The following is a 20,748-nucleotide window of genomic DNA, read 5'->3' on the forward strand; positions in this document are numbered from 1 at the left end:
CGCAATAAAGCATTTAATTGTATTGTAAATCTAGTAGGTTGCAAAAAAAATATAAATTTTTTCTTTTATATAAAAAGATTTTATCTAGCACATATTTTGCTATCATTGTGTTTTTACAATGACTGAATTTTTTTCTTTTTATCAAATATTGTTTTAACTTATGGTAATGTAAAGAATAATTATATGCATAATTTTATTACAGAAAAAGTACATTAATAATTCGGTTAAGAGAATCTTGGTATTGACTTTTAACTTCTGTTTTGTTGAGCACAGTAAAATGAAATAAATTTGATATGAAAAGTAAAATTATGAAAACCACAACGCATTATGATCTGTTTATCATTGGTGGTGGGATAAACGGATGTGGATTGGCAAGAGATGCAGCTGGACGCGGATTTAAAGTAGGATTAGCTGAAATGAATGATCTTGCATCAGGTACATCAAGCACATCAACAAAACTCATTCATGGAGGTCTTCGTTATCTTGAATATTATGAGTTCAAACTTGTTCGTGAAGCGTTAAAAGAGCGCGAAATTATTTGGCGTATGGCTCCGCATATTGTGCGTCCTTTACGCTTTATCTTACCTTATCATAAAAAATTGCGACCTGCTTGGATGTTGCGTTTGGGACTTTTTATTTATGATTATCTTGGTAGCTGGAATCAAAAATTGTGGCGCAGTAAAACTATTAATTTTTCAAAAAAATTTGGCTCTACGCTTAAAGAAAAGTACCACAGAGGCTTTGAATATTCTGATGCACGAGTAGATGATGCACGTTTGGTAATTGCAAATGCGCGTGATGCGGAAAAACTGGGTGCTGATATAAAAGTACGAACACAGGTTCTATCCGTAAAAGTAGAGGATAAAAAATGGCTTGTGGTTCTTCAAGATAAGTTAAGCGGCAAAGAATATTGCGTTACGGCTTCTTATGTTGTGAATATGACAGGTCCTTGGATTAAACATGTTTTGGAAAATGTATTAGATTATAAGGGGAATTCATCAGTACGACTTGTTAAAGGTTCTCATATTGTTGTTCCAAAGCTTTATACCCATGATCGTGCTTACATTTTTCAAAATGATGATGGGCGCATTATATTTTCTATTCCGTACCAAGAAAAATTTACATTGCTTGGGACAACAGATTGTGATTATCAAGGTGATCCTGCTGACGTTCATATCTCGGATACAGAGATTGATTATATCTGTACAGCAGCGAGTGAATATTTTATAAAACCAGTATTGCGTGAAAACATTGTTTGGGCCTATTCTGGTGTTCGTCCGCTTTATAATGATGGAGCTTCCAAAGCACAAGAAATTACGCGTGATTACGTTTTGAAAGAAATGGGAAGTGAAGACGTTCCGCGGATCCTCCATCTTTATGGCGGTAAGATTACAGTTTATCGCAAATTGGCTGAAGATGTAATGAAATTTGTTGAAAAAGCGCTTGGTACAAAAGGAGCACCATGGACAGCTAATTCAACACTTCCTGGAGGTGACTTTCCATATAATAAACTGGATATAATCGAACACAAAATTGCTCTTTTGATTTCAGACTTAGATAGTTTTACGCATCGTAGGCTTGCCCGCTCTTATGGTTCCGAAGCACTCATAATATTTGCTAATGGTGAGGCAGATAAGGGAAAAAATTTTGGACATGGACTTTATGAAATAGAAGTAAAATGGCTAATGGAAAAAGAATGGGCTAAGACGTGTGAGGATGTGTTATGGCGCCGTTCAAAACTTGGGCTTTTGTTTAATAAAAAAGAGATTGATGCTCTGTCTACTTATATGCAAAGTAAACAAGAAACTAAACAAAATTCGCAATAACTCATTTTACAGGGCTTATATCACTTTATTATGACATCTGTTTATGTCATAAATCAATTACAAAATTATTGAAAATGGTTAAGCCATGATCATACAATTTATCTGTATTTTTCAGTATAGTATGAGTAAAAATGGATGTTACTTTAATAAATTATTATAGTTATATTTAATATTTATAGAATTATTTAAATAGATCTATTATAGAAGTAGCTTTTTGTTGAAAGCAACATAACTTGTTTTTGCTTAAACTGATTTTGATAAAACTTTAAATCAACTAAGGAAAGCAATAAAGTAGAGAGGGTGTTTTTATGTTTTTAATTAATAGTAAAAATAGTAAACTTTTCGTGAAATAGAAATTTATGTAGGGATGGTGGGAAGCTATTAAGAAAATGCAAGAGTGATTTTTATGGTATTTTATAGCCTTCCTTCACCAATAAAATTTGCAGTAGCGCCAATGTTAAATTGGACGGATCGGCATTGTAGATTTTTTTATCGCCTTTTAACAAAAAAAGCGCTGCTTTACACTGAAATGATTGTAGCAGATGCTGTAATTCATGGTATGCGCGAACAATTATTGACTTTAAATCATAAAGAGCATCCCATTGCATTGCAATTAGGGGGATCAGATGCAAAAAAGTTAGCAGAGGCTGCGCAAATTGCAGAAGATTTTGGTTATGATGAAATAAATCTTAATGTTGGTTGTCCATCAAATCGTGTTCAGTCTGGTGCATTCGGTGCTTGTTTGATGTTACATCCTGATATTGTGGCAAGTGCTGTAGAAGCAATGAAACAAACAGTTTCTATACCTGTAACTGTTAAGTGTAGGATTGGTGTAGATGATCAGGATGAAGAATTAACTTTAGATTTTTTCGTGAATCAAGTTTGGAATGCTGGATGTGATGCACTCTGGATACATGCACGTAAAGCGTGGTTACAAGGGTTAAGTCCGAAAGAAAATCGTGATGTTCCTCCACTTAATTATAAAAGAGTATATAAATTAAAACGCAAATATCATAATAAATTTATTGGAATAAATGGTGCAATTAAATCTATTAATGAAATTAAAGAGCATTTAATTTTATGCGATGCTGTTATGGTTGGTCGACAAGTTTATCATGATCCAACTTTATTGAAGTATATTGATGCAGAGATATATGGTGAATCACAGAATAATCTTAGTGATTGTGATCTTATTGAAGCTATGTGCGATTATGCTGCTAAACATATTGCATCAGGGGGACGGCTTTCTCATGTTACACGTCATATGATTGGTTTATTTCATGGTCAAGATGGGGCACGTCGATGGCGGCAAATATTATCAAATGATGCAACAAAAAAAGATGCTGGTGTGCATGTTTTAAAAGAAGCTTTTTCTGTTTTCAGTTAATAAAAATTGTACAGATCAACGTATACTAAAGCTTAAATTTTTTAAGACTTTATTTCTAGAAAAATTTTAAAGTATTGCAAGATTTATTAATTTCAAAAATTAACGCTATTATGGAGAGGATACCAGTTGTATGTAAATATAGTATGCGGATTGATGTTTATTAATAAATCAACTAAAGGTGAAGTATATGTAGATCAATAACAACAACCATTTTATTAAAAAATTTAACGTAAAAATAATTTCGCTAATAAGGCTTGATGTGTCCAAAACGTTTTTTTAAAAAAGCAACAAGTTATTTGCGTCTTGTTGATATGACAAATTATATCGTGTAAGTTTGAAAAGGTGTTTTCATGACCGTCAATTCATTTGAGTCTTTTCGTATTTTACTCACCAATTTACCTATTGCTGATGAATTTTCTATGATTTTGGCAAAAAAACGTCAAAAAAATTTAACACATATGGGAAGCGCACTAGGAAAATTAGGAGATCTTGCGGTTTGGTATGCAGGATGGAGAGGTACAGAAAAACCTGTTGTAGTACGGCCGTTAGTTGCTATTTTTTCTGGAAATCACGGTATTACAGATGAGAATATTACATCATTTCCGCAATCTATGACACAGAAGATGGTAGAAAATTTTGCAACTGGTGGTGCTGCTATTAATCAGATTTGTAACGCTTATGACCTTGGATTAAAGATATTCGATTTGGCACTGAAATATCCAACAAGGAATATTACAAAAGATGCAGCAATGGATGAGTGTAATGCTGCTGCTACAATGGCATTTGGAATGGAAGCTATCGCTGGTGGTCCAGATCTTCTGTGTATAGGTGAAATGGGAATCGGAAACACTATGATAGCTTCAGCTTTGTGTTTTGCATTATTTGGTGGAAAGATTGAAGAATGGATAGAGAATGGCCTCGAACATGAAGAAAAATTTTATCAACGTAAAGTAGCTACGCTTAAAACAGCAGTTTCTTTACATAAGCATCATTTTGATGATCCTTTTGAAATCATGCGTCGCTTAGGAGGGCGCGAAATTGCTGCTATCATAGGTGCTATTTTAGCAGCAAGACTGGAAAAAATACCAGTTATTTTGGATGGTTTTGTAACAACAGCAGCGGCTGCGGTACTTTATAAAATGCATCCAAGGGCTCTCGATCATGTTCTCGTAGGGCATATTCCTTCTGAGCCAGCACACCGTAAACTTTTGGAAAAAATTGAGAAAGAGCCGTTTTTAGATTTGGGGATAAATCTTGGTGAAGGAGTAGGTGCTGCTGTGGCTGCTGGTATAGTCAAGGCTGCTGTTTTAACGCATGCACAAATGGCGATTTTTAAGCAAGAAGATTTGGCCGTTTAAAATTAATAACTTAATTATATAACAATCAAAATTATTAAAATCTTTTTCTCTTTTTATGATATTCTTTATAAATTCACGATAGTCTGTTTAGAACGAAAAAATAGAAAACTATAGATATCAATTTTAGCAAAATTTTTAAGAGATGTTTTGCTACTCATGGTTGAGTGTGCATTGCTGTTATATACATAAAAACAGTGACGTGCAATTTATCTTCTAAAAAAGAATGCAAACACATTGTTAAATAATTACATTTTTTTAATTTTGCACTAATAAAGAATAATAAAATTAAGCTTTTTAAACTCCGTAAGAAATAAAAAATTTTGCATTTTTTTAATACAAATTTTAAAAATTAAGATGGTTTATATTTGTTTCTCAAATGTTTAATTTATAAAAATTTACGCACTAAAGCGCGAAGATAGATAATAAGTTCATCATTAAACCATGGATTTTTTTGTATCCAAGAAGTATTTCGCCATGATGGATGAGGTAAGGGCATGACGTGGTAACCTCTAGGTTGATGTATAGAAAGAATATTTTTCCAATCACGGACGGTTGCTGAGACAGTTTTATATTTTAGATTCGCAATATGCCATTTTTGTGCATAACTCCCAATCGCCAAAACAAGTTTTATTTGTGGCATAGCCTGAAATACTCTCTCATGCCATATTTCTTGACATTCACGTCTTGGCGGTAAATCAGATTTATTTTTATCATAGCCTGGGAAACAAAACCCCATAGGAACAATAGCAAATAGGGATCTATTATAAAATTCATCATTCGTTACGTTAAGCCAATTACGCAATTTTTCTCCAGAACGATCATTAAAGGGGATAGAGCTTTCGTGTACACGCAATCCAGGTGCTTGACCTGCGATTGCAATCGAAGCTGTGTTAGATAAATAAACTACTGGTTTTGGGTCATGGAGAAGAGGAGGAAGATAATGTGGGTGCTCGATACAAACACGACAGGAATAAATTTCTTTTTCAAGTTTAATAATTTTATTACACTGTTTCATATAAATAGAAAATTAAGAATATGACGCAAAAAAGAGAAAACCTTCTTTATTTTTTCCAAGGATGAGTTTTTCGCCATTTTTGCGGTTGTTGAAAATTTGATTGCCATATTCCTTTTTTTTTCCTTCTGGCTTCTTGTTCTTCTTTAGGATAGTTGTAGTAACTTATGGCCCAGCCATTACGTACCATCATTGCATTGATATTGTCGATTTTCTTTGTTTTACATGTTGCTAAAATGCGATGATACTTATCTTTTTTATTCCAGTAACATGTAATGAGTTGATTTGCTATGAGTTGTTTTAAATATTTTTTCGCTTCAAGCCCACATGGATATTGCTTTCTTGTATCGCCACAAAATTGATGAAGTTCAGGGGCATCAATCCCAATGAGTCGGATTATAACAGAATGAATTACGATTGAATCACCATCAATGACAGATGCATTTCCTTTGATTGATGTATTACTTTTAATAAATTCTTGATAAATAAAATCTTTTTTTTGAGAGCCGGTTTGTGTAGATTTTAAATAAACTGTTACAAAAACAAGAGTAGTAATAATTAAAAAAACATAAAAATCAAAAAACTTTTGTTTAGAGATATTTAAATAAAACTGAAAAATTTTTTCTTTCATAAAGAGAACTGCTGTTATATGGAAAGTTTACTTTTGAAGAAATCATTTATAATTTCGTATTAAATTTTCATTGTTTTATAAGAATAAACGCATTACAAAATTACGTGAAAAAATTTCGTAATACTTATTTATCTATTGTTGCACACAAAAATGTTGCACACAAAAACACCTTGAATGCGATATCATAGCGGAGACCTAAAACGAAAACACAAAGAAGTGATTTAAAAATAAACCACTTCCTATATATGTGTAGAGCACTACAACATAAGTATGCAAGCAAACACACTCTTCTCTTTAATTTCAAAAAACTCCAAAAGCAATACAATCAGAATTTGCTTTCAATAAAAAACCACCAATTAAATGATAACAATAACTTATTTAATTTTTGTTTCTTTAAATTCAACATGCTTTTTTGCAATTGGATCATATTTACGCTTGCTCATTTTATCTGTCATTGTACGGCTGTTTTTCTTTGTCACATAAAAAAAACCAGTATCTGCAGTCGATAAAAGCTTTATTTTAATGGTTGCTGCTTTAGCCATAACGAGGAATCCTATTTATATTGAAAACGATATCATTCTGCTATTAAATCTACTTTTATGTAATTAGATTCTGCTGTAACACTACGGATGTTCTAAAAAAAGTCAATAGCTATTAATTTTTTGATTAATTGGATAAGCAAAAATAATATATAAATTAAAAAATAAGTCATTATAGATAAAATAAATAGTTAAAAGATATCTACAATTTAGACGGCAATGGTTATCGAGATAAGTATATTTATTATATTAAATTTAAATTAATTTTATATTGTTTGTATAATATTGACAATAAATAGTATAATTGAATAATAATATGAAATACTTTAATATATTATTATTTTATAATATATTGTATTAATTGAAAATAATACAATATATTTTTATGTAAATTTACATTTTTATTTAGTATTTTTTTCTTTTGTAAGAGAATTTTTTATATTTTTTATTTATAATTTTAGTTTTGTGATGAGATGTAGATGAAAGAATTATTGGACGAGGGTTTGTTAATATTTCAAAAGACAAAGCACCAGCAAAAGACTGTACTTTTATGAGTTTTACTTCTACTATATCACTAAGTTGATATCCTTTGTGACTACGTTTTCCTATAAGAATGTGTTGTGCTTCGTTAAAATGATAATAATCATTTTTAAGTGTAGAAATGTGTACAAAACCATCTGTGCCTAGCTTATCAAGTGAAATAAAGAGACCTGTTTTTGTAACTCCAGAAATGCGACCTGTAAAAGTGTAGCCAATTTTATTCGTTAAATATTGCGCAACAATGCGGTCAATAGTTTCTCTTTCAGCTATCATTGCACGGCGTTCATATAAAGAAATTTGCGTGGCGATTTTTTCAAGATTTTGTTCTTGTTCATCTATTAATTGATCATTGCCTAATTTTAGAGCTTTAATGAGTGCTCGATGAATAATAAGGTCTGCATAACGACGGATTGGTGATGTAAAATGTGTATAGTTATGCAGGTTTAAACCAAAATGGCCAATATTTTTAGGATTATATTCAGCTTGAGATTGTGAACGTAAAATAATTTGGTTAACCAATTCTTGTTGTTGTGTATTTGTTACTTTTGCCAAAATGTTATTAAGGCATGCTGATGTAAGCTCTGCTCCTCGGGAAAGTGATATCCCTAAACTTTGAAGAAAGTCCCGCAATATTTCCTGTTTTGCAAGAGAGGGTTTATCATGGATACGATAGAGGAGAGGTTGATGATGTTCCTTTAACGTTTCAGAAGCTGCAATATTAGCTTGTATCATAAATTCTTCAATTAAACGATGCGCTTCTAAATGTGTTTCTATTATAACATCTTTGATGCAACCATTTTGGTCAAGAATAACCTTTTTTTCTGCTATTTCTAATTCTAGTGGTTGTCGACGATTCCGTGCAGCTTTAAGTGTATCATAAGCTGCCCATAATGGTTGCAAGACATTCTCAAAAAGAGGAGCTATTTTTTTATTTATATTTCCATCAATCGCCAACTGTACTTCTTGATAAGATAATTTAGCTATTATGCGTACCATAACACGATGAAAACTATGCTTTCGTTTATTACCATTTGCATCAAAGATCATACGAACGGCTAGGGCTGGTCTATCCTTTCCTTCACACAGAGAACATAAATCATTAGAAATGCGTTCTGGAAGCATTGGCACAACGTGATCAGGAAAATAAACAGAATTTCCCCGTTTAAATGCTTCTTTATCTAAGAGACTTCCCGCCTTAACGTAATAAGAAACATCTGCAATTGCAACGACAACAACCCAACCGCCATTATTGGCAGGATCTTCATCTTTTGTTGCATAAACTGCATCATCATGATCTTTTGCATTTGGTGGATCGATTGTTACAAGTGGTAATTGTCGCCAATCTTCCCGATTTTCTACGTTAGCAGGTTTTACATTTTTTACTTGCTCAAGAACTTCTTCAGAAAAAATATAAGGAATTCCTTTTGAAAGAAGAGCAATCATTGAGATTGCTTTTTCATTTTCAATGTGTCCTAAAACATTTTTTATTTGTGCGCTTTTTAGTCCGTAATTAGTATCTTTTTTTATTTCAACTTCAACGAGATCACCAGATTCTATACCAATTTTTGAAGATGTATCAATAATTAGCTCGTTAAATTTTCGTTCTATCGGATCAAGTCGCCATTGGCCATTTTCTAACTTTCTGACTATGCCAAACGTACTCTTTTTAAGCACATCAATTTTACGAATAATTCGTCCAGTATAAAGAATATTTTTAGAATTTTTATTTTGGGCAATTTTTACAAGAACGTGATCTCCAATACCAGCGTTGATCTTTTTTTTACGTTGAAAAGGGAGTATTTCAATATTTGGTTTTGGATCATTTTCCCACTCAAGAGGTTGTGCAATTAAACTACCGTCTTCATCGCGCGTGCTAATTTTTACTAAAGCAGTCTGTGGTAATTTTTCTTTATTTATTGCCTTTTTACGCTGTTTTGGGATTAATCCATGATCTTTCAGATCACGCAATATGTCTCTTAACCAGATTCGAGAATCGCCTTTTAAGTTAAAAGCTTTGGCAATTTCACGTTTATTTGATCGGTCAGGATTATCATTGATAAAAGAAAGAATTTCTACCTTATTGGGTAGTCGTTCCATATTGCGTGATTGGGTATATTTTATTTTTTTTGCGCTTTTAGCCAAAATTTATGTCTCTTTTGTTTTTGACGAAGCTCTTTTAGAAGTTATTTTTTTAACAGATGATTTAGTTAATATAAGTTCTAATGCTTCTGTAAATGTTACGGTCGTTGGATCTTTATCTTTTGGTAATGTTACATTAATTTTACCCCAATTAACATACGGACCGTAACGTCCATTGCGTACAGTAATAGTACCTCCATCTGGGTGTTCTCCTAATGTAGCTAATGCTACAGGTGTTGTTTTTTCTCGCTTTATTTTATTTTCTTGTTTTTCGGCAAGCACTGTAACAGCACGATTGATGCCAATATCAAAAATTTCATCTACATGAGGAAGAGGAGCGTATTTTCCATCATGGGAAAGGTATGGACCATATCGTCCAATTGTGGCTGTGATTATTTTGCCAGTTTCAGGGTGAATTCCAATTTCACGGGGCAGGGATAATAAAGCTAAAGCTTTATCAAGAGTAACATTTTCTGCTTGCCACTCTTTTGGTAATCCCGCACGCTTAGTCTTTTTACCTTCACCAAGTTGAATATATGGTCCAAAACGGCCTGTGCGAAGAGAGACATTTTCCCCTGTTATAGGATCAACACCAAGCATTACAGGTTCATCATTGCGCATAGTTTCATTTTCTTTTCCTGTATCAGTACCAAGCTGGCGTGTGTATTTGCAATCAGGGTAATTAGAACAACCAACAAATGCACCATAACGACCCAATTTTAATGATAGCTGGCCGTTTTTGCAAAGAGGACAAGAACGAGCATCACTTTCGTCTTCACGTACAGGAAATATAAGAGGAGCTAATGCTACATTTAAAACGTCAAGCACATTTGTTATGCGCAATTCTTGGATATTGGCAATAGATGCATTAAATTCATCCCAAAAATCTTGTAGAACATCTTTCCAAGCAAGTTTTCCATCTGATATAAGATCCAGTTTTTCTTCAAGATTTGCTGTAAAACCATATTCTACATAGCGATTAAAGAAATTTTCAAGAAAGGCTGTAACGATGCGTCCTTTAGCATCAGGAATAAGTTTTCGTTTATCAATTACGATATAGCCGCGATCACAAAGTGTAGCTAATGTAGATGCATAGGTTGAAGGCCTGCCAATTCCTAATTCCTCAAGCTTTTTAATTAATGAAGCTTCAGAATAACGAGGTGGTGGTTCTGTGGTATGTTGTGTGGCTTCAACTTTATCTTTTGTAAGCGCTTCATTTGCATTAATTTGTGGAAGATGTGTTGATTCATTTTCTTCACTATTTTCTTCATCTTTTTGATCAGTATAAGCGGAAATGAATCCATCAAAACGAATAACAGAGCCTGTGGCGCGTAAATTGGCGTGATTTTCTCTTTGTAATGCTTCAATTTCAACAGTTGTTCGTTCAATTTCAGCAGAGCGCATTTGACTGGCAATAGCGCGTTTCCATATCAATTCGTAAAGCTTTGCTTGATCGCTATCGAGAAAATTACTTATTTGGTTAGGCGTACGTTGAAAATCTGTTGGACGTATAGCTTCGTGTGCTTCTTGCGCATTTTTTGCTTTTGATGAATAAAAACGCGGTTTTTCAGGAACATAATCATTGCCAAAAGATTCATGAATTACTTTTCGCGCCAAATCAATAGCTTCTGGTGCTATCTGTACACCATCAGTACGCATATAGGTGATAAGTCCTGCCGTTTCACCATTAATTTCAACGCCTTCATAAAGTTTTTGAGCAATTTGCATGGTACGAGATGCTGAAAAACCTAATTTTGAAGAAGCAGCCTGCTGTAGGGTGGATGTTGTAAACGGAGGAGAAGGGTTTCTTTTTGTAGGCTTCGCTTCAACACTTAATACACGATATTCCGCTTCCTCCAACATAAGGCGAATCTGATTTGCATGTTCTTGAGATTGAATATCGAGTTTGCCAATCTTTTTTTGATTAAACATTGTTAATCTTGCAGAAAAGCTATCATTTCTGATAGTTTTAAAGTATGTTGTAATAGACCAATAATCTTCTTTGATAAAATGCTCTATTTCTGATTCACGGTCACAAATAATACGCAAAGCAACAGATTGAACGCGACCGGCTGAGCGTGCACCAGGGAGTTTACGCCATAAAACAGGCGAAAGCGTAAAACCGACGAGATAATCCAGAGCGCGACGTGCAAGGTATGCGTCGACGAGAGATATATCGATATCACGTGGATTGTTCATAGCATCCAGAACGGATTTCTTAGTGATCGCATTGAATACAACTCGTTTAACAGGTTTATCATTTAAAACTTTTTTTTGCTTAAGAACATCTAAAATATGCCATGAAATAGCTTCTCCTTCACGATCAGGGTCTGTAGCTAAGATGAGACTATCAGATTTTTGGACTATTTTTGCTATTTCGTTTAAGCGCTTTTGAGCAGCAGTGTTTATATCCCACTTTAAAGCAAAGTTCTCATCAGGTAAAACAGAACCATCTTTAGCAGATAAATCTCTGACATGTCCAAATGATGCTACCACCTTATATTGAGATCCAAGGTATTTATTAATTGTTTTTGCTTTGGCTGGAGATTCAACGATAACGATATTCATAATTTAACCTGAATGTTGAAATAAAAATTCCTCTATAAACGCCTTTTTCGGGAATAGCTAATGACAATTAGTTGAAAGAACATAAAAACATTATATTATACAACTTTTTATTGTTATTATTAAAATACACCCTATATGATACTATATAATTTATTTTTCATGGCTAATACAATAGATATGATGAAATAGTAAGATGGTGTCTATTAAGAGGTGGGGGGGGAAAATTCCCAAGGGTAAAGGATTATGTTTGTAAATCATTTAAAGATTATCCAGTATATTACAGATATGTCAAAACAAATGAATGTAATGGCGCGCCAAGCTCGTAGTCCACTTTTGGCATTACTTTTGGATATGGCGGCTAAAGAGGGGCAAAACATTATTAATAACGCTGAATCTCTTCGGGAAGATCCAAATTCAACAATGACACATAACCACCAGAGTGTCGAATAAGCTTTCCAGCAAGATCAAGTTCAACCAACAAGAGATAAAGATTTTGTAACGAAACACCTGAGTGGGCACTTAGCGTATCTAAATCAATTGGAGTTGTTGAGAGGGATGAGAGTACAGCTGCTCGTTCTGCATCATTTCTAATAGGAGAGGGTGTGCTGCTTTCTGGATAAAGAGAAGTGGGGATTGATTCTTGGAATTGAAAAGAATTTGCTTTTTCAAAAAAATCAAGCTGAGAGTTCACCGTATTTTGGGTAAGAGGTGTCAATGTTTCTATTATGTCAGAAGGGTGTGTGCTTAGTAAGGCACCGTTTTTGATAAGGTTGTTTGTGCCAACCGATCTTGGGTCAAGTGGAGAATTGGGGATGGCAAAAACTAATCGCCCCATTTCGGCGGCTTGACGTGCTGTAATTAAGGATCCTGATCGCATAGCAGCTTCAACAACCAAGAGACCAAGTGATAGACCCGCAATAATACGATTTCTTCTTGGAAAATCGGTAGCTCGTGGTTTCCAAGAAATGGGCATTTCACTAATAATTGCTCCCCCGTTGTTGATAATATTCTCGTACAGTTTTTGATTTTCAGGAGGATAAATGTGGTCAATTCCACCAGCCATAACAGCAATTGTACCTGTTTGCAGGCTGGCTTGATGAGCAATGCTATCAATTCCACGAGCTAATCCAGAGATAATTGTAAAGCCAGCATTGCCAAGAAAGTGAGCAAATTGAGCGGTTAATTTTTTACCAGCTGCTGAGGCATTTCTAGAGCCCACGATTCCTACAGAAGGTTTCTGAAAAGCAGAAGAATCGCCTTTTATAGCAATAAGCGGTGGTGATGCTTCTGTTACTTTTAGATATGCCGGATAATCTGGTTCTCCTATACCAACAAACCTAATATTTAATCTTTCGGCTTTTTGCATTTCTTTTTCAGCATCTTCTAACGTTGCTATTTTAATAGATCTACAAAGACTACCTTTTTTATTAAGTTCAAGAAGCGCATCTAGAGCATTTTCTGCTGTTTGATAATGATCAATTAAATTACGAAAGCTTACTGCTCCAATATTTTCACTGCGCAATAACCGTAACCAGTTTAGACGTTGGCGATCAGTGAGCAGAATTCCCTTATTCATTTCTGTTTTAAAGGTCAATTTTGTTTTCTTTTCCAATTAATAACCTACCTATATTTGCATAATGTTTTAGAATTACAAATGCACTCATTGCGAGTGTCATGTAATAAACGCAGGGATAAGGATAGAAAAAATACACAAATATCGGCGTTATAATAACAGCAATAAGTGAAGATAATGAAGAATAGCGCGTAAATAGAAAAAAGGCTATCCATACAACAGCAAATACAATTGCTGATGGCCAATAAAGCCCTAAACATACTCCCAGATAGGTAGCAACACCTTTACCACCTTTAAATTTAAGCCATATTGGAAAAAGATGTCCCCAAAAAGCTAAGAAGCCAGCTAGAGTAATAATAATATTATTTTCTATCGGACAATTTAAAAATTTTGCAATAAGAACGGCAACAGTCCCCTTCAATATATCACAGAGAAGAGTAAGGGCAGAAATTTTTTTATTTTTTGTTCGCCAAACATTTGTAGCACCAATATTTCCAGAACCAATAGTTCTCAAATCACCAAGTTTTGCCCATCGTGTAAAAAGTAGTCCAAATGGAATAGATCCAATGAGGTAGGACGTCAAAAAGATAAACCATGTATAAAATTGAAAAAGTGTTTTTACTTCACTCATTAAAAGTCTCATTAATTTTGTTGATCAAATTTAAAAACTGATTGCCCTTTAACAAAGGTTTGGAGAACTTTTCCCTGAAAGCGAGCATTTTCAAAAGGTGTGTTTTTTGCATGTGAATATAATTCATTTGCAGACACTACCCACGGCTCATCAAGGTCAACTAAAATCAGATCTGCATTTGCACCTTTTTTAAGTGTTCCTGCGTTAAGACCAAAAAGTTTTGCAGGTGTCGTTGATAAAAGTTCAGTTAATCGTAGTAAAGATATGCTATTATTGTGATAAAGGCGTAAAGCTGCACTCAATAAAGTTTCCATACCAATGGCGCCTGCGGACGCTTGATTAAATGGCAAATGTTTTGTATCGGAACTTTGAGGATCATGAGAAGAAACAATAATGTCTATTGTTCCATCTTTTATCGCTTCAATCATTGCTATACGATCTTCTTCTGCACGTAGAGGAGGCATTAAACGGAAATGGGGACGATATTCACCAATGTCATTTTCGTTAAGAGACAAGTGATTAATAGATACACCGGCTGAAATTTTTGCGTAGTGTTGCTTTCTCAAACGAACGGCATCAGCAGACATAGCTGTTGATATTTGTGCAGCATGATAACGTGTTTGTGTTAATGTAGCTAGTCGCAAATCTCTCTCAAGAGGGATGATTTCTGCTTCGCGGGGTATTCCAGAAAAACCAAGCCAGCTTGCGAGTAAACCTTCATTCATAACGCCTTGTTCTATAAGGTCATTATCTTGTGTTTCGTGCATCAATGTGATGTTGAAATCGCGTGCGTAAGTCATTGCACGTCGCATAACAGATGAATTTTGAAGTGTTTTTTTCCCTTCACTAAAGGCAATTATTCCTGCATCTTTTAATAATCCAAATTCAGTGATTTCTTGTCCATTAAAACCTTTAGTAATTGAAGCAATGGGATAAATATTGACCAATGATATTTCTTGTGCTGTGTATGTAATAAATTGAGCAAGTACAACATTATCGATAATAAGATGCGTGTCTGGCATCAAAAAAAAGGAAGTAATTCCGCCTGCTGCTGCTGATTGACTTGCTGATGCGATCGTTTTTCGGTATTCGCCACCTATTTCTCCGATAAAAACTCTGGCATCTACAAGTCCAGGCAAAATTGCTTTGTTTTGTGCATTAATAATTTCTGCTCCTTCTGGGATTCCTTGATTAAGAGCTTCTTTTCCAGCAACTGTTATCAGTCCATTTTCAACAATAACAGTGCCAATTTCATCAATTGCGCGTGAAGGGTCAACAATACGAGCGTTTTGAAAAACTATTGATTTTATCATTTTTTTTCTCCACTCTTAAGTTGTGGATCCAATAAGGCTTCTATAACAGCCATACGCACAGCAACTCCCATTTCTACTTGCGTGTGGATCACACTTTGTGATCCATCTGCTATGTCAGATGCGATTTCTATACCACGATTTATTGGACCTGGATGTAAAATAATGCAATCATTTTTAGCATGAGCCAAATTTTCTTTATGCAAACCAAAGTAACGAAAATATTCACGAGTAGAGGGAATAAAGGAACCTGACATACGCTCGTGTTGCAAACGTAGCATCATGATAACATCAGCATCTTTAAGACCTTCTTTCATCGTGTTAAAAACCTCAACACTCATATTTTCGATTCCTATAGGTAAAAGTGTTGAAGGAGCAACAACACGGACACGTGCTCCCAGAGCATTAAGACTGAGGATATTGGAACGTGCAACACGTGAATGTAAGATATCACCGCAAACTGCAACAGTTAATCCTTCAATGCGACCTTTTGCTCTCTTAATGGTTAGAGCATCTAATAAAGCCTGTGTTGGGTGTTCATGCGCACCATCACCTGCGTTAATTACGCAACAATCAACTTTTTGAGATAACATAGCAGCTGTTCCAGCGCAACTATGGCGAATGACGAGTATATCTGGTTTCATCGCATTGAGGGTTGTGGCTGTATCAATCAATGTTTCCCCTTTTTTTACAGATGAATTGTTAATAGCTATATTTATCACGTCTGCTCCCAACCGCTTGCCTGCTAATTCGAACGAAGATTGTGTTCTCGTGGAAGCTTCGAAGAAGAGATTAATTTGTGTGCGTCCACGTAATGTAGATTTTTTTTGATCAATTGTTTCAAAAAAGGCAACATTGGCATTTGCACGATCAAGTAACATGATAAGATCTTGCACACTCAAATCTTTAATGCTTAAAAGATGTTGGTGGGGGAAAGTGGGGAAAAAAGTATTTTGAGTCATAGCATTCTTTTCTCTCTCTCTTTAATAGAGATTAAAAAACTATTTGTTTAAAACGATAATTGTTTTTTAACTGCAAAAAAACAAATAGTCTATGATATGAATTATTTGAATAATAGGAATGTACCCATGAGTGTCGGATCTACACAAAATGCCCGCAAAAAAAACGCATTTCTTAGTGATACGCTTATGTTTCGTATTGCCTCTACTTTGCCTACATTTTTGTTAGCAAGTTTTGAAGAAATGGGAGATTTTGTGGCTAGTCATGAAGCAAGGGATCTTTCCTATTTGGCTAATCGTTATAGACCTTTGTTGCGTTATAATGATGAATGGGGGCAAGCAACAGAAAAATTAGAAATACATTCTTCTTACCAAGCACTTCAAAAATATTCTAGACAAGCTGGCTTGGTTACATCACTTTGGGAAAATGCCACTTCAGAAAATGGAGTACGCTATCAAGCGCGTGCTATTCGTTTAGCTTTATCTGCAAGTTTAGAAACTGGGCATTTGAATGAGATCATAATGTCAAGTGCGGCTATTGCAGTGTTAATTAGTGATGTTGAACTATTCAAAAAATGGAAAAATGTTCTTTTATCGCGTGAATATGATTTATCGTCTAAGCCTATTAATAACAAAACAGCAGCTTCACTTACCTGTGCTTTTGATGATGTTGAAAAACACGAAAAACACTTTTTCAATTTTCCAAGTGTTCAAAAAATATCTTTTGATGAAAAAATGGGACGCGATCTTTATCGTTTAAATGCTTTAAAAACGAATGTTATTAATCCTATAGTTGATGGGTATATTGTTAGTGCAGAATTGGAAGGTCATTTAAGCTGTTTTTTAGTTCCGCGTGTACAAGAAAATGGTGCCTTAAACGGTATTATATCAATCCGTCATTTAATACAGCGCTCTGGAGAAACTTCAATGCCAGAGGGGGTTGTTGATTTTCAAGGAAGTTATGGTTGGCTTTTGGGTAATGCTGGAGAAGGTATCAAGGTCATTAAAGATATCGAAACTATGATGCGTTTCGATCAATCAGTGATTTCAGCAGGTGTTTTGCGAGCAGCGCTCCAATTTGGTATAGATTTTTTTCGACAAAAAATGCCAAATCAGCCTTTACCACCGCTGACAGAGCGTATTTTTGCAGATATTGCACTTGATATTGCAGCTTCACAAGCATTGGTGTTTCGTTTAGCTCGAGCATTTGATAACGCTGCCAGTGATCGCTCTGAAGCAGCTTTTGCACGAATCATGACGCCTATTATTGCTTACCATGTAAGCCAATTAGTTGTTCCTATTATTGGTGAGATTATTGCACAACTTGGTATCGAAGGATTTATAGAAGGAAATCCGTTATCACAAATGTTGTGTAATGGGCCTGCACGGATTGTTAGAAATAATTCTGCTAATCAATTGGTAAAAGATGCAATTCTCATAGCTGAAAAAGCACCAGGGTTGTTTCAAAAGTTATTAGAAAAAATTGCAGTTGATATTGGGTCAGCAGGACCTCGAGCGATTGATATTATCAAATCTGCTGTAGGTATGGCATCGACAAATGAGGGAGCAGGTAGATTTTTTGTTGAGCAAGTAGCATATGCTGCAGCTGCTGCATCATTACGTTATACAGATATAGAGCAGGTTGCAAATGCTTATATGGAAAGTCGTCTTGGAGGACAATGGAGATCTTCCTATGGTATGCTCATCGCACGATATAATACAGGACACTTATTAAATGTTCTCTATCCTTCTGTTTGATGAAGAATTCGAATTCTATCGAGAGCACCTTGTAGTATGAAAGCGGCAGAAGCAGAATCAATACGAGTTGCTCTTTTTGTGCGTGATACATCCATTTCTAGAAGGTAGCGTTGTGCAGCAACAGTTGATAAGCGTTCATCCCAAAAAATAAATGGAATCTTTGTATGCGCTTCCATATTGTTGACAAAAGTTTTGGTTGCCTGAACGCGAGGACCATTGCTTCCATTCATATTAAGAGGTAAACCAATAATGACAACTCCCACATTTTCATTGTCAAAAGTTTGTACAAGTGAGCGAGCGTCTAGGGTAAACTTTTTTCGTTGAAGTACTGGACGTGGATTTGAAAAAGTCAAACTAATATCAGAAATGGCAATTCCAATAGTTTTTGTGCCTAAATCCAACCCTGCTATTGTTTGTCTGGGCAAAAGATGTGTAATAGCTTCATCTATGTTAATAATAGCCATGTGCTTTATGATTTAAGTTGTTTAATATTTTAATTCGTACCTATATTTTTATTTAAGATATCAATATCCTTGCGCTTACCAACATAGCTCTGTATAGCCAGAATATGAGTAAGTTAATGTCAAAATAAAAAAAGCAGGAAGGCGTAGTATGTCTGTTGATAAAGAAACAGTCAAGCGGATGGCACATTTGGCGCGCATTGCTATCCATGATGATGAAGCAGAACGTATAACAAAAGAGCTCAATGTCATTTTTAATTTTGTAGAGCAACTTAATGAAGTTGATGTTAGCAAAATTGAACCATTAACATCAGTAATGCCAATGGCTTTACGAATGCGTGAAGATATTGTCACAGATGGTGATAAAGTGGAAGATATTGTAGCAAATGCACCTGTTACGGAGGAAAATTTCTTTCTCGTCCCAAAAGTTGTTGAGTAACTTTAATTGTATTTAAAAATTTGAGAACTAATATGACAGATTTAACGACCCTAACAATTGCACAAGCGCGTAATTCTTTAACAAAAAAAGATATCAAAGCTACTGAATTGACAGAAGCTTATTTGAAAGCGATTGAATTGGCTAATCCAATTTTAAACGCTTATGTGGCAATAACAGCAGAACACGCAGTGAAAATGGCGACTGAATCAGATAACCGCTTAATTAAAGGGCAGGGTGGTATTTTAGAAGGAATTCCGTTAGGAATTAAAGATCTTTTTGCGACAAAAGGTATTCATACTCAGGCCTGTTCGCATATTCTTGATGGTTTTAAACCTCAATATGAATCAACCGTAACTGCTAATTTATGGAAAGATGGAGCGGTTATGTTAGGTAAGCTTAATATGGATGAGTTTGCCATGGGATCTTCCAACAAAACATCATATTATGGTCCAGTTGTTAATCCATGGAGAAAAAAGGGATCAGATGATAAGCTTGTTCCAGGTGGCTCTTCTGGTGGTTCTTCGGCTGCTGTTGCCGCACGGCTTTGTGCTGGTGCAACAGGAACTGATACTGGAGGATCAATTCGTCAGCCGGCAGCTTTCACAGGCAGCGTTGGCATAAAACCAACTTATGGACGGTGTTCACGATGGGGAATTATTGCTTATGCTTCATCACTTGATCAGGCGGGTCCTATAGGACGTGATGTGCGTGATTGTGCAATTATGCTACAATCAATGGCTTCTTTTGATGAGAAGGATTCAACCTCAGTCAATTTACCAATACCTGATTATGAAAGCTATATTGGCCAATCAATTAAAGGAATGAAAATTGGTATTCCAAAAGAGTGTTATATTGAAGGGATACCTAATGAAATTATTGATCTATGGAAATCAGGGATGAGTTGGCTAAAAGAGGCGGGAGCTGAAATCATAGATGTTTCATTACCTTATATAAAATATGCTTTGCCTGCCTATCATATAGTGGCTTCTGCGGAAGCATCTTCTAATTTAGCGCGCTATGATGGTGTCCGTTTTGGACTTCGTGCGTCAGGAAAAGATGTTATTGAAATGTATGAAAATACACGTTCAATTGGTTTTGGTGACGAAGTTAAGCGACGTATTTTAATTGGTACCTATGTGCTATCGGCAGGTTGTTATGATGCTTATTATTTGAAAGCTCAGAAAGTAAGAACACTAATAAAACATGATTTTGATCAATGTTTTGCAGACGGTATAGATGCTATTTTAACACCTATAACACCAATGCAAGCTTTTGGTATTGCTGATGAAAAAGTAAAAAATGCTACTTTGACAATGTATCTCAATGATATTTTTACAGTACCAGTTAATATGGCAGGGTTACCAGGGATTTCTGTCCCTGCAGGTTTATCACTAGATGGTTTACCGTTGGGATTACAATTGATTGGTAAGCCTTTCACTGAGGAAATAATTTTTCAGATAGCTCACGTTATAGAACAGGCTGTTGGTACATTAAGTGCTGAAAAATGGTGGTCATAAAATAAAAAGTAAATTTTTTGTGAAGACAAAATTTTACCCGAAGAGAGTATTTTTTCGGGTAAAGAGTGTAGTAAATTAATTTTCTTTTACACAGAATTGG

General features: G+C 34.9%; 17 protein-coding genes. 7 read left to right on the top strand and 10 right to left on the bottom strand.

The genetic code is table 11. The features are described 5' to 3' along the window. Nucleotides 1–308 precede the first annotated feature (308 nt). The 3 genes from glpD to V4B18_RS04930 all read left to right on the top strand — a co-directional run bounded on the left by glpD (nt 309) and on the right by V4B18_RS04930 (nt 4,571). Nucleotides 309–1,826 carry a glycerol-3-phosphate dehydrogenase gene (gene glpD, locus V4B18_RS04920; RefSeq protein WP_455475359.1) on the top strand — a complete coding sequence of 506 codons (1,518 nt, stop codon included), beginning with the start codon at nt 309–311 and terminating at the stop codon, nt 1,824–1,826. A gap of 406 nt (nt 1,827–2,232) precedes the next feature. Beyond that, nucleotides 2,233–3,213 carry a tRNA dihydrouridine(20/20a) synthase DusA gene (gene dusA, locus V4B18_RS04925; RefSeq protein WP_455475360.1) on the top strand — a complete coding sequence of 327 codons (981 nt, stop codon included), beginning with the start codon at nt 2,233–2,235 and terminating at the stop codon, nt 3,211–3,213. Between the two features lie 350 nt (nt 3,214–3,563). Further along, nucleotides 3,564–4,571: a nicotinate-nucleotide--dimethylbenzimidazole phosphoribosyltransferase gene (locus tag V4B18_RS04930; protein WP_455475361.1), complete on the top strand. Its 1,008-nt coding sequence runs from the start codon at nt 3,564–3,566 to the stop codon at nt 4,569–4,571. Between the two features lie 385 nt (nt 4,572–4,956). On the opposite strand, the gene V4B18_RS04935 is transcribed toward V4B18_RS04930, so the two are convergent. From V4B18_RS04935 to topA, 5 genes are all read right to left on the bottom strand, one after another. After that, the gene (locus V4B18_RS04935) at nt 4,957–5,586 is read right to left on the bottom strand and encodes a uracil-DNA glycosylase family protein (protein WP_455475362.1); all 630 of its coding nucleotides are present in this window, start codon (nt 5,584–5,586) and stop codon (nt 4,957–4,959) included. Between the two features lie 46 nt (nt 5,587–5,632). Further along, entirely contained in the window at nt 5,633–6,214 is a 582-nt protein-coding gene (locus V4B18_RS04940; RefSeq protein WP_455475363.1) for a thermonuclease family protein, read from the bottom strand. Nucleotides 6,215–6,588: 374 nt separating this feature from the next. Further along, nucleotides 6,589–6,756 (bottom strand): 50S ribosomal protein L33, encoded by a 168-nt coding sequence (gene rpmG / locus V4B18_RS04945; RefSeq protein WP_241437046.1) that lies wholly within the window; start codon nt 6,754–6,756, stop codon nt 6,589–6,591. A gap of 402 nt (nt 6,757–7,158) precedes the next feature. After that, nucleotides 7,159–9,435: a ribonuclease R gene (gene rnr / locus V4B18_RS04950; RefSeq protein ID WP_455475364.1), complete on the bottom strand. Its 2,277-nt coding sequence runs from the start codon at nt 9,433–9,435 to the stop codon at nt 7,159–7,161. A gap of 3 nt (nt 9,436–9,438) precedes the next feature. Next, complete coding sequence (gene topA, locus V4B18_RS04955) at nt 9,439–12,000, bottom strand: type I DNA topoisomerase (protein WP_455475365.1); 2,562 nt, start codon at nt 11,998–12,000, stop codon at nt 9,439–9,441. A 243-nt stretch (nt 12,001–12,243) separates the two neighbouring features. Between topA and V4B18_RS04960 the strand changes: the two genes are divergently transcribed. Next, a complete protein-coding gene (locus V4B18_RS04960; protein ID WP_455475366.1) occupies nt 12,244–12,450 on the top strand; it encodes a hypothetical protein in 207 nt (68 codons plus the stop codon). Here V4B18_RS04960 and dprA read toward each other — a convergent pair. Genes dprA through V4B18_RS04980 form a run of 4 tightly spaced genes read right to left on the bottom strand, consistent with a single transcriptional unit; the run spans nt 12,380 to nt 16,476 of the window. Further along, nucleotides 12,380–13,576 (bottom strand): DNA-processing protein DprA, encoded by a 1,197-nt coding sequence (dprA, locus tag V4B18_RS04965; protein ID WP_455476536.1) that lies wholly within the window; start codon nt 13,574–13,576, stop codon nt 12,380–12,382. The two genes, V4B18_RS04960 and dprA, sit on opposite strands and share 71 nt — an antisense overlap. A gap of 7 nt (nt 13,577–13,583) precedes the next feature. Then, complete coding sequence (plsY, locus tag V4B18_RS04970; protein ID WP_455475367.1) at nt 13,584–14,204, bottom strand: glycerol-3-phosphate 1-O-acyltransferase PlsY; 621 nt, start codon at nt 14,202–14,204, stop codon at nt 13,584–13,586. An 11-nt stretch (nt 14,205–14,215) separates the two neighbouring features. Continuing rightward, complete coding sequence (locus tag V4B18_RS04975) at nt 14,216–15,517, bottom strand: dihydroorotase (RefSeq protein WP_455475368.1); 1,302 nt, start codon at nt 15,515–15,517, stop codon at nt 14,216–14,218. Then, on the bottom strand, nt 15,514–16,476 hold the full coding sequence (locus V4B18_RS04980) for an aspartate carbamoyltransferase catalytic subunit (RefSeq protein ID WP_455475369.1): 963 nt from the start codon (nt 16,474–16,476) through the stop codon (nt 15,514–15,516). Before V4B18_RS04980 ends, V4B18_RS04975 begins: the two co-directional genes overlap by 4 nt. A 126-nt stretch (nt 16,477–16,602) precedes the next feature. On the opposite strand from V4B18_RS04980, the gene V4B18_RS04985 reads away from it, so the two are divergent. Continuing rightward, on the top strand, nt 16,603–18,231 hold the full coding sequence (locus V4B18_RS04985; protein WP_455475370.1) for an acyl-CoA dehydrogenase family protein: 1,629 nt from the start codon (nt 16,603–16,605) through the stop codon (nt 18,229–18,231). Here V4B18_RS04985 and ruvX read toward each other — a convergent pair. After that, nucleotides 18,216–18,695 (bottom strand): Holliday junction resolvase RuvX, encoded by a 480-nt coding sequence (gene ruvX, locus V4B18_RS04990; protein WP_455475371.1) that lies wholly within the window; start codon nt 18,693–18,695, stop codon nt 18,216–18,218. The two genes, V4B18_RS04985 and ruvX, sit on opposite strands and share 16 nt — an antisense overlap. A 148-nt stretch (nt 18,696–18,843) precedes the next feature. On the opposite strand from ruvX, the gene gatC reads away from it, so the two are divergent. Together gatC and gatA are read left to right on the top strand one after the other, a co-directional pair. Further along, nucleotides 18,844–19,131 (top strand): Asp-tRNA(Asn)/Glu-tRNA(Gln) amidotransferase subunit GatC, encoded by a 288-nt coding sequence (gene gatC / locus V4B18_RS04995; RefSeq protein WP_455475372.1) that lies wholly within the window; start codon nt 18,844–18,846, stop codon nt 19,129–19,131. A gap of 32 nt (nt 19,132–19,163) precedes the next feature. Beyond that, nucleotides 19,164–20,648: an Asp-tRNA(Asn)/Glu-tRNA(Gln) amidotransferase subunit GatA gene (gene gatA / locus V4B18_RS05000; protein ID WP_455475373.1), complete on the top strand. Its 1,485-nt coding sequence runs from the start codon at nt 19,164–19,166 to the stop codon at nt 20,646–20,648. Nucleotides 20,649–20,748 lie beyond the last annotated feature (100 nt).

Source organism: Bartonella sp. B17 (assembly GCF_053795755.1).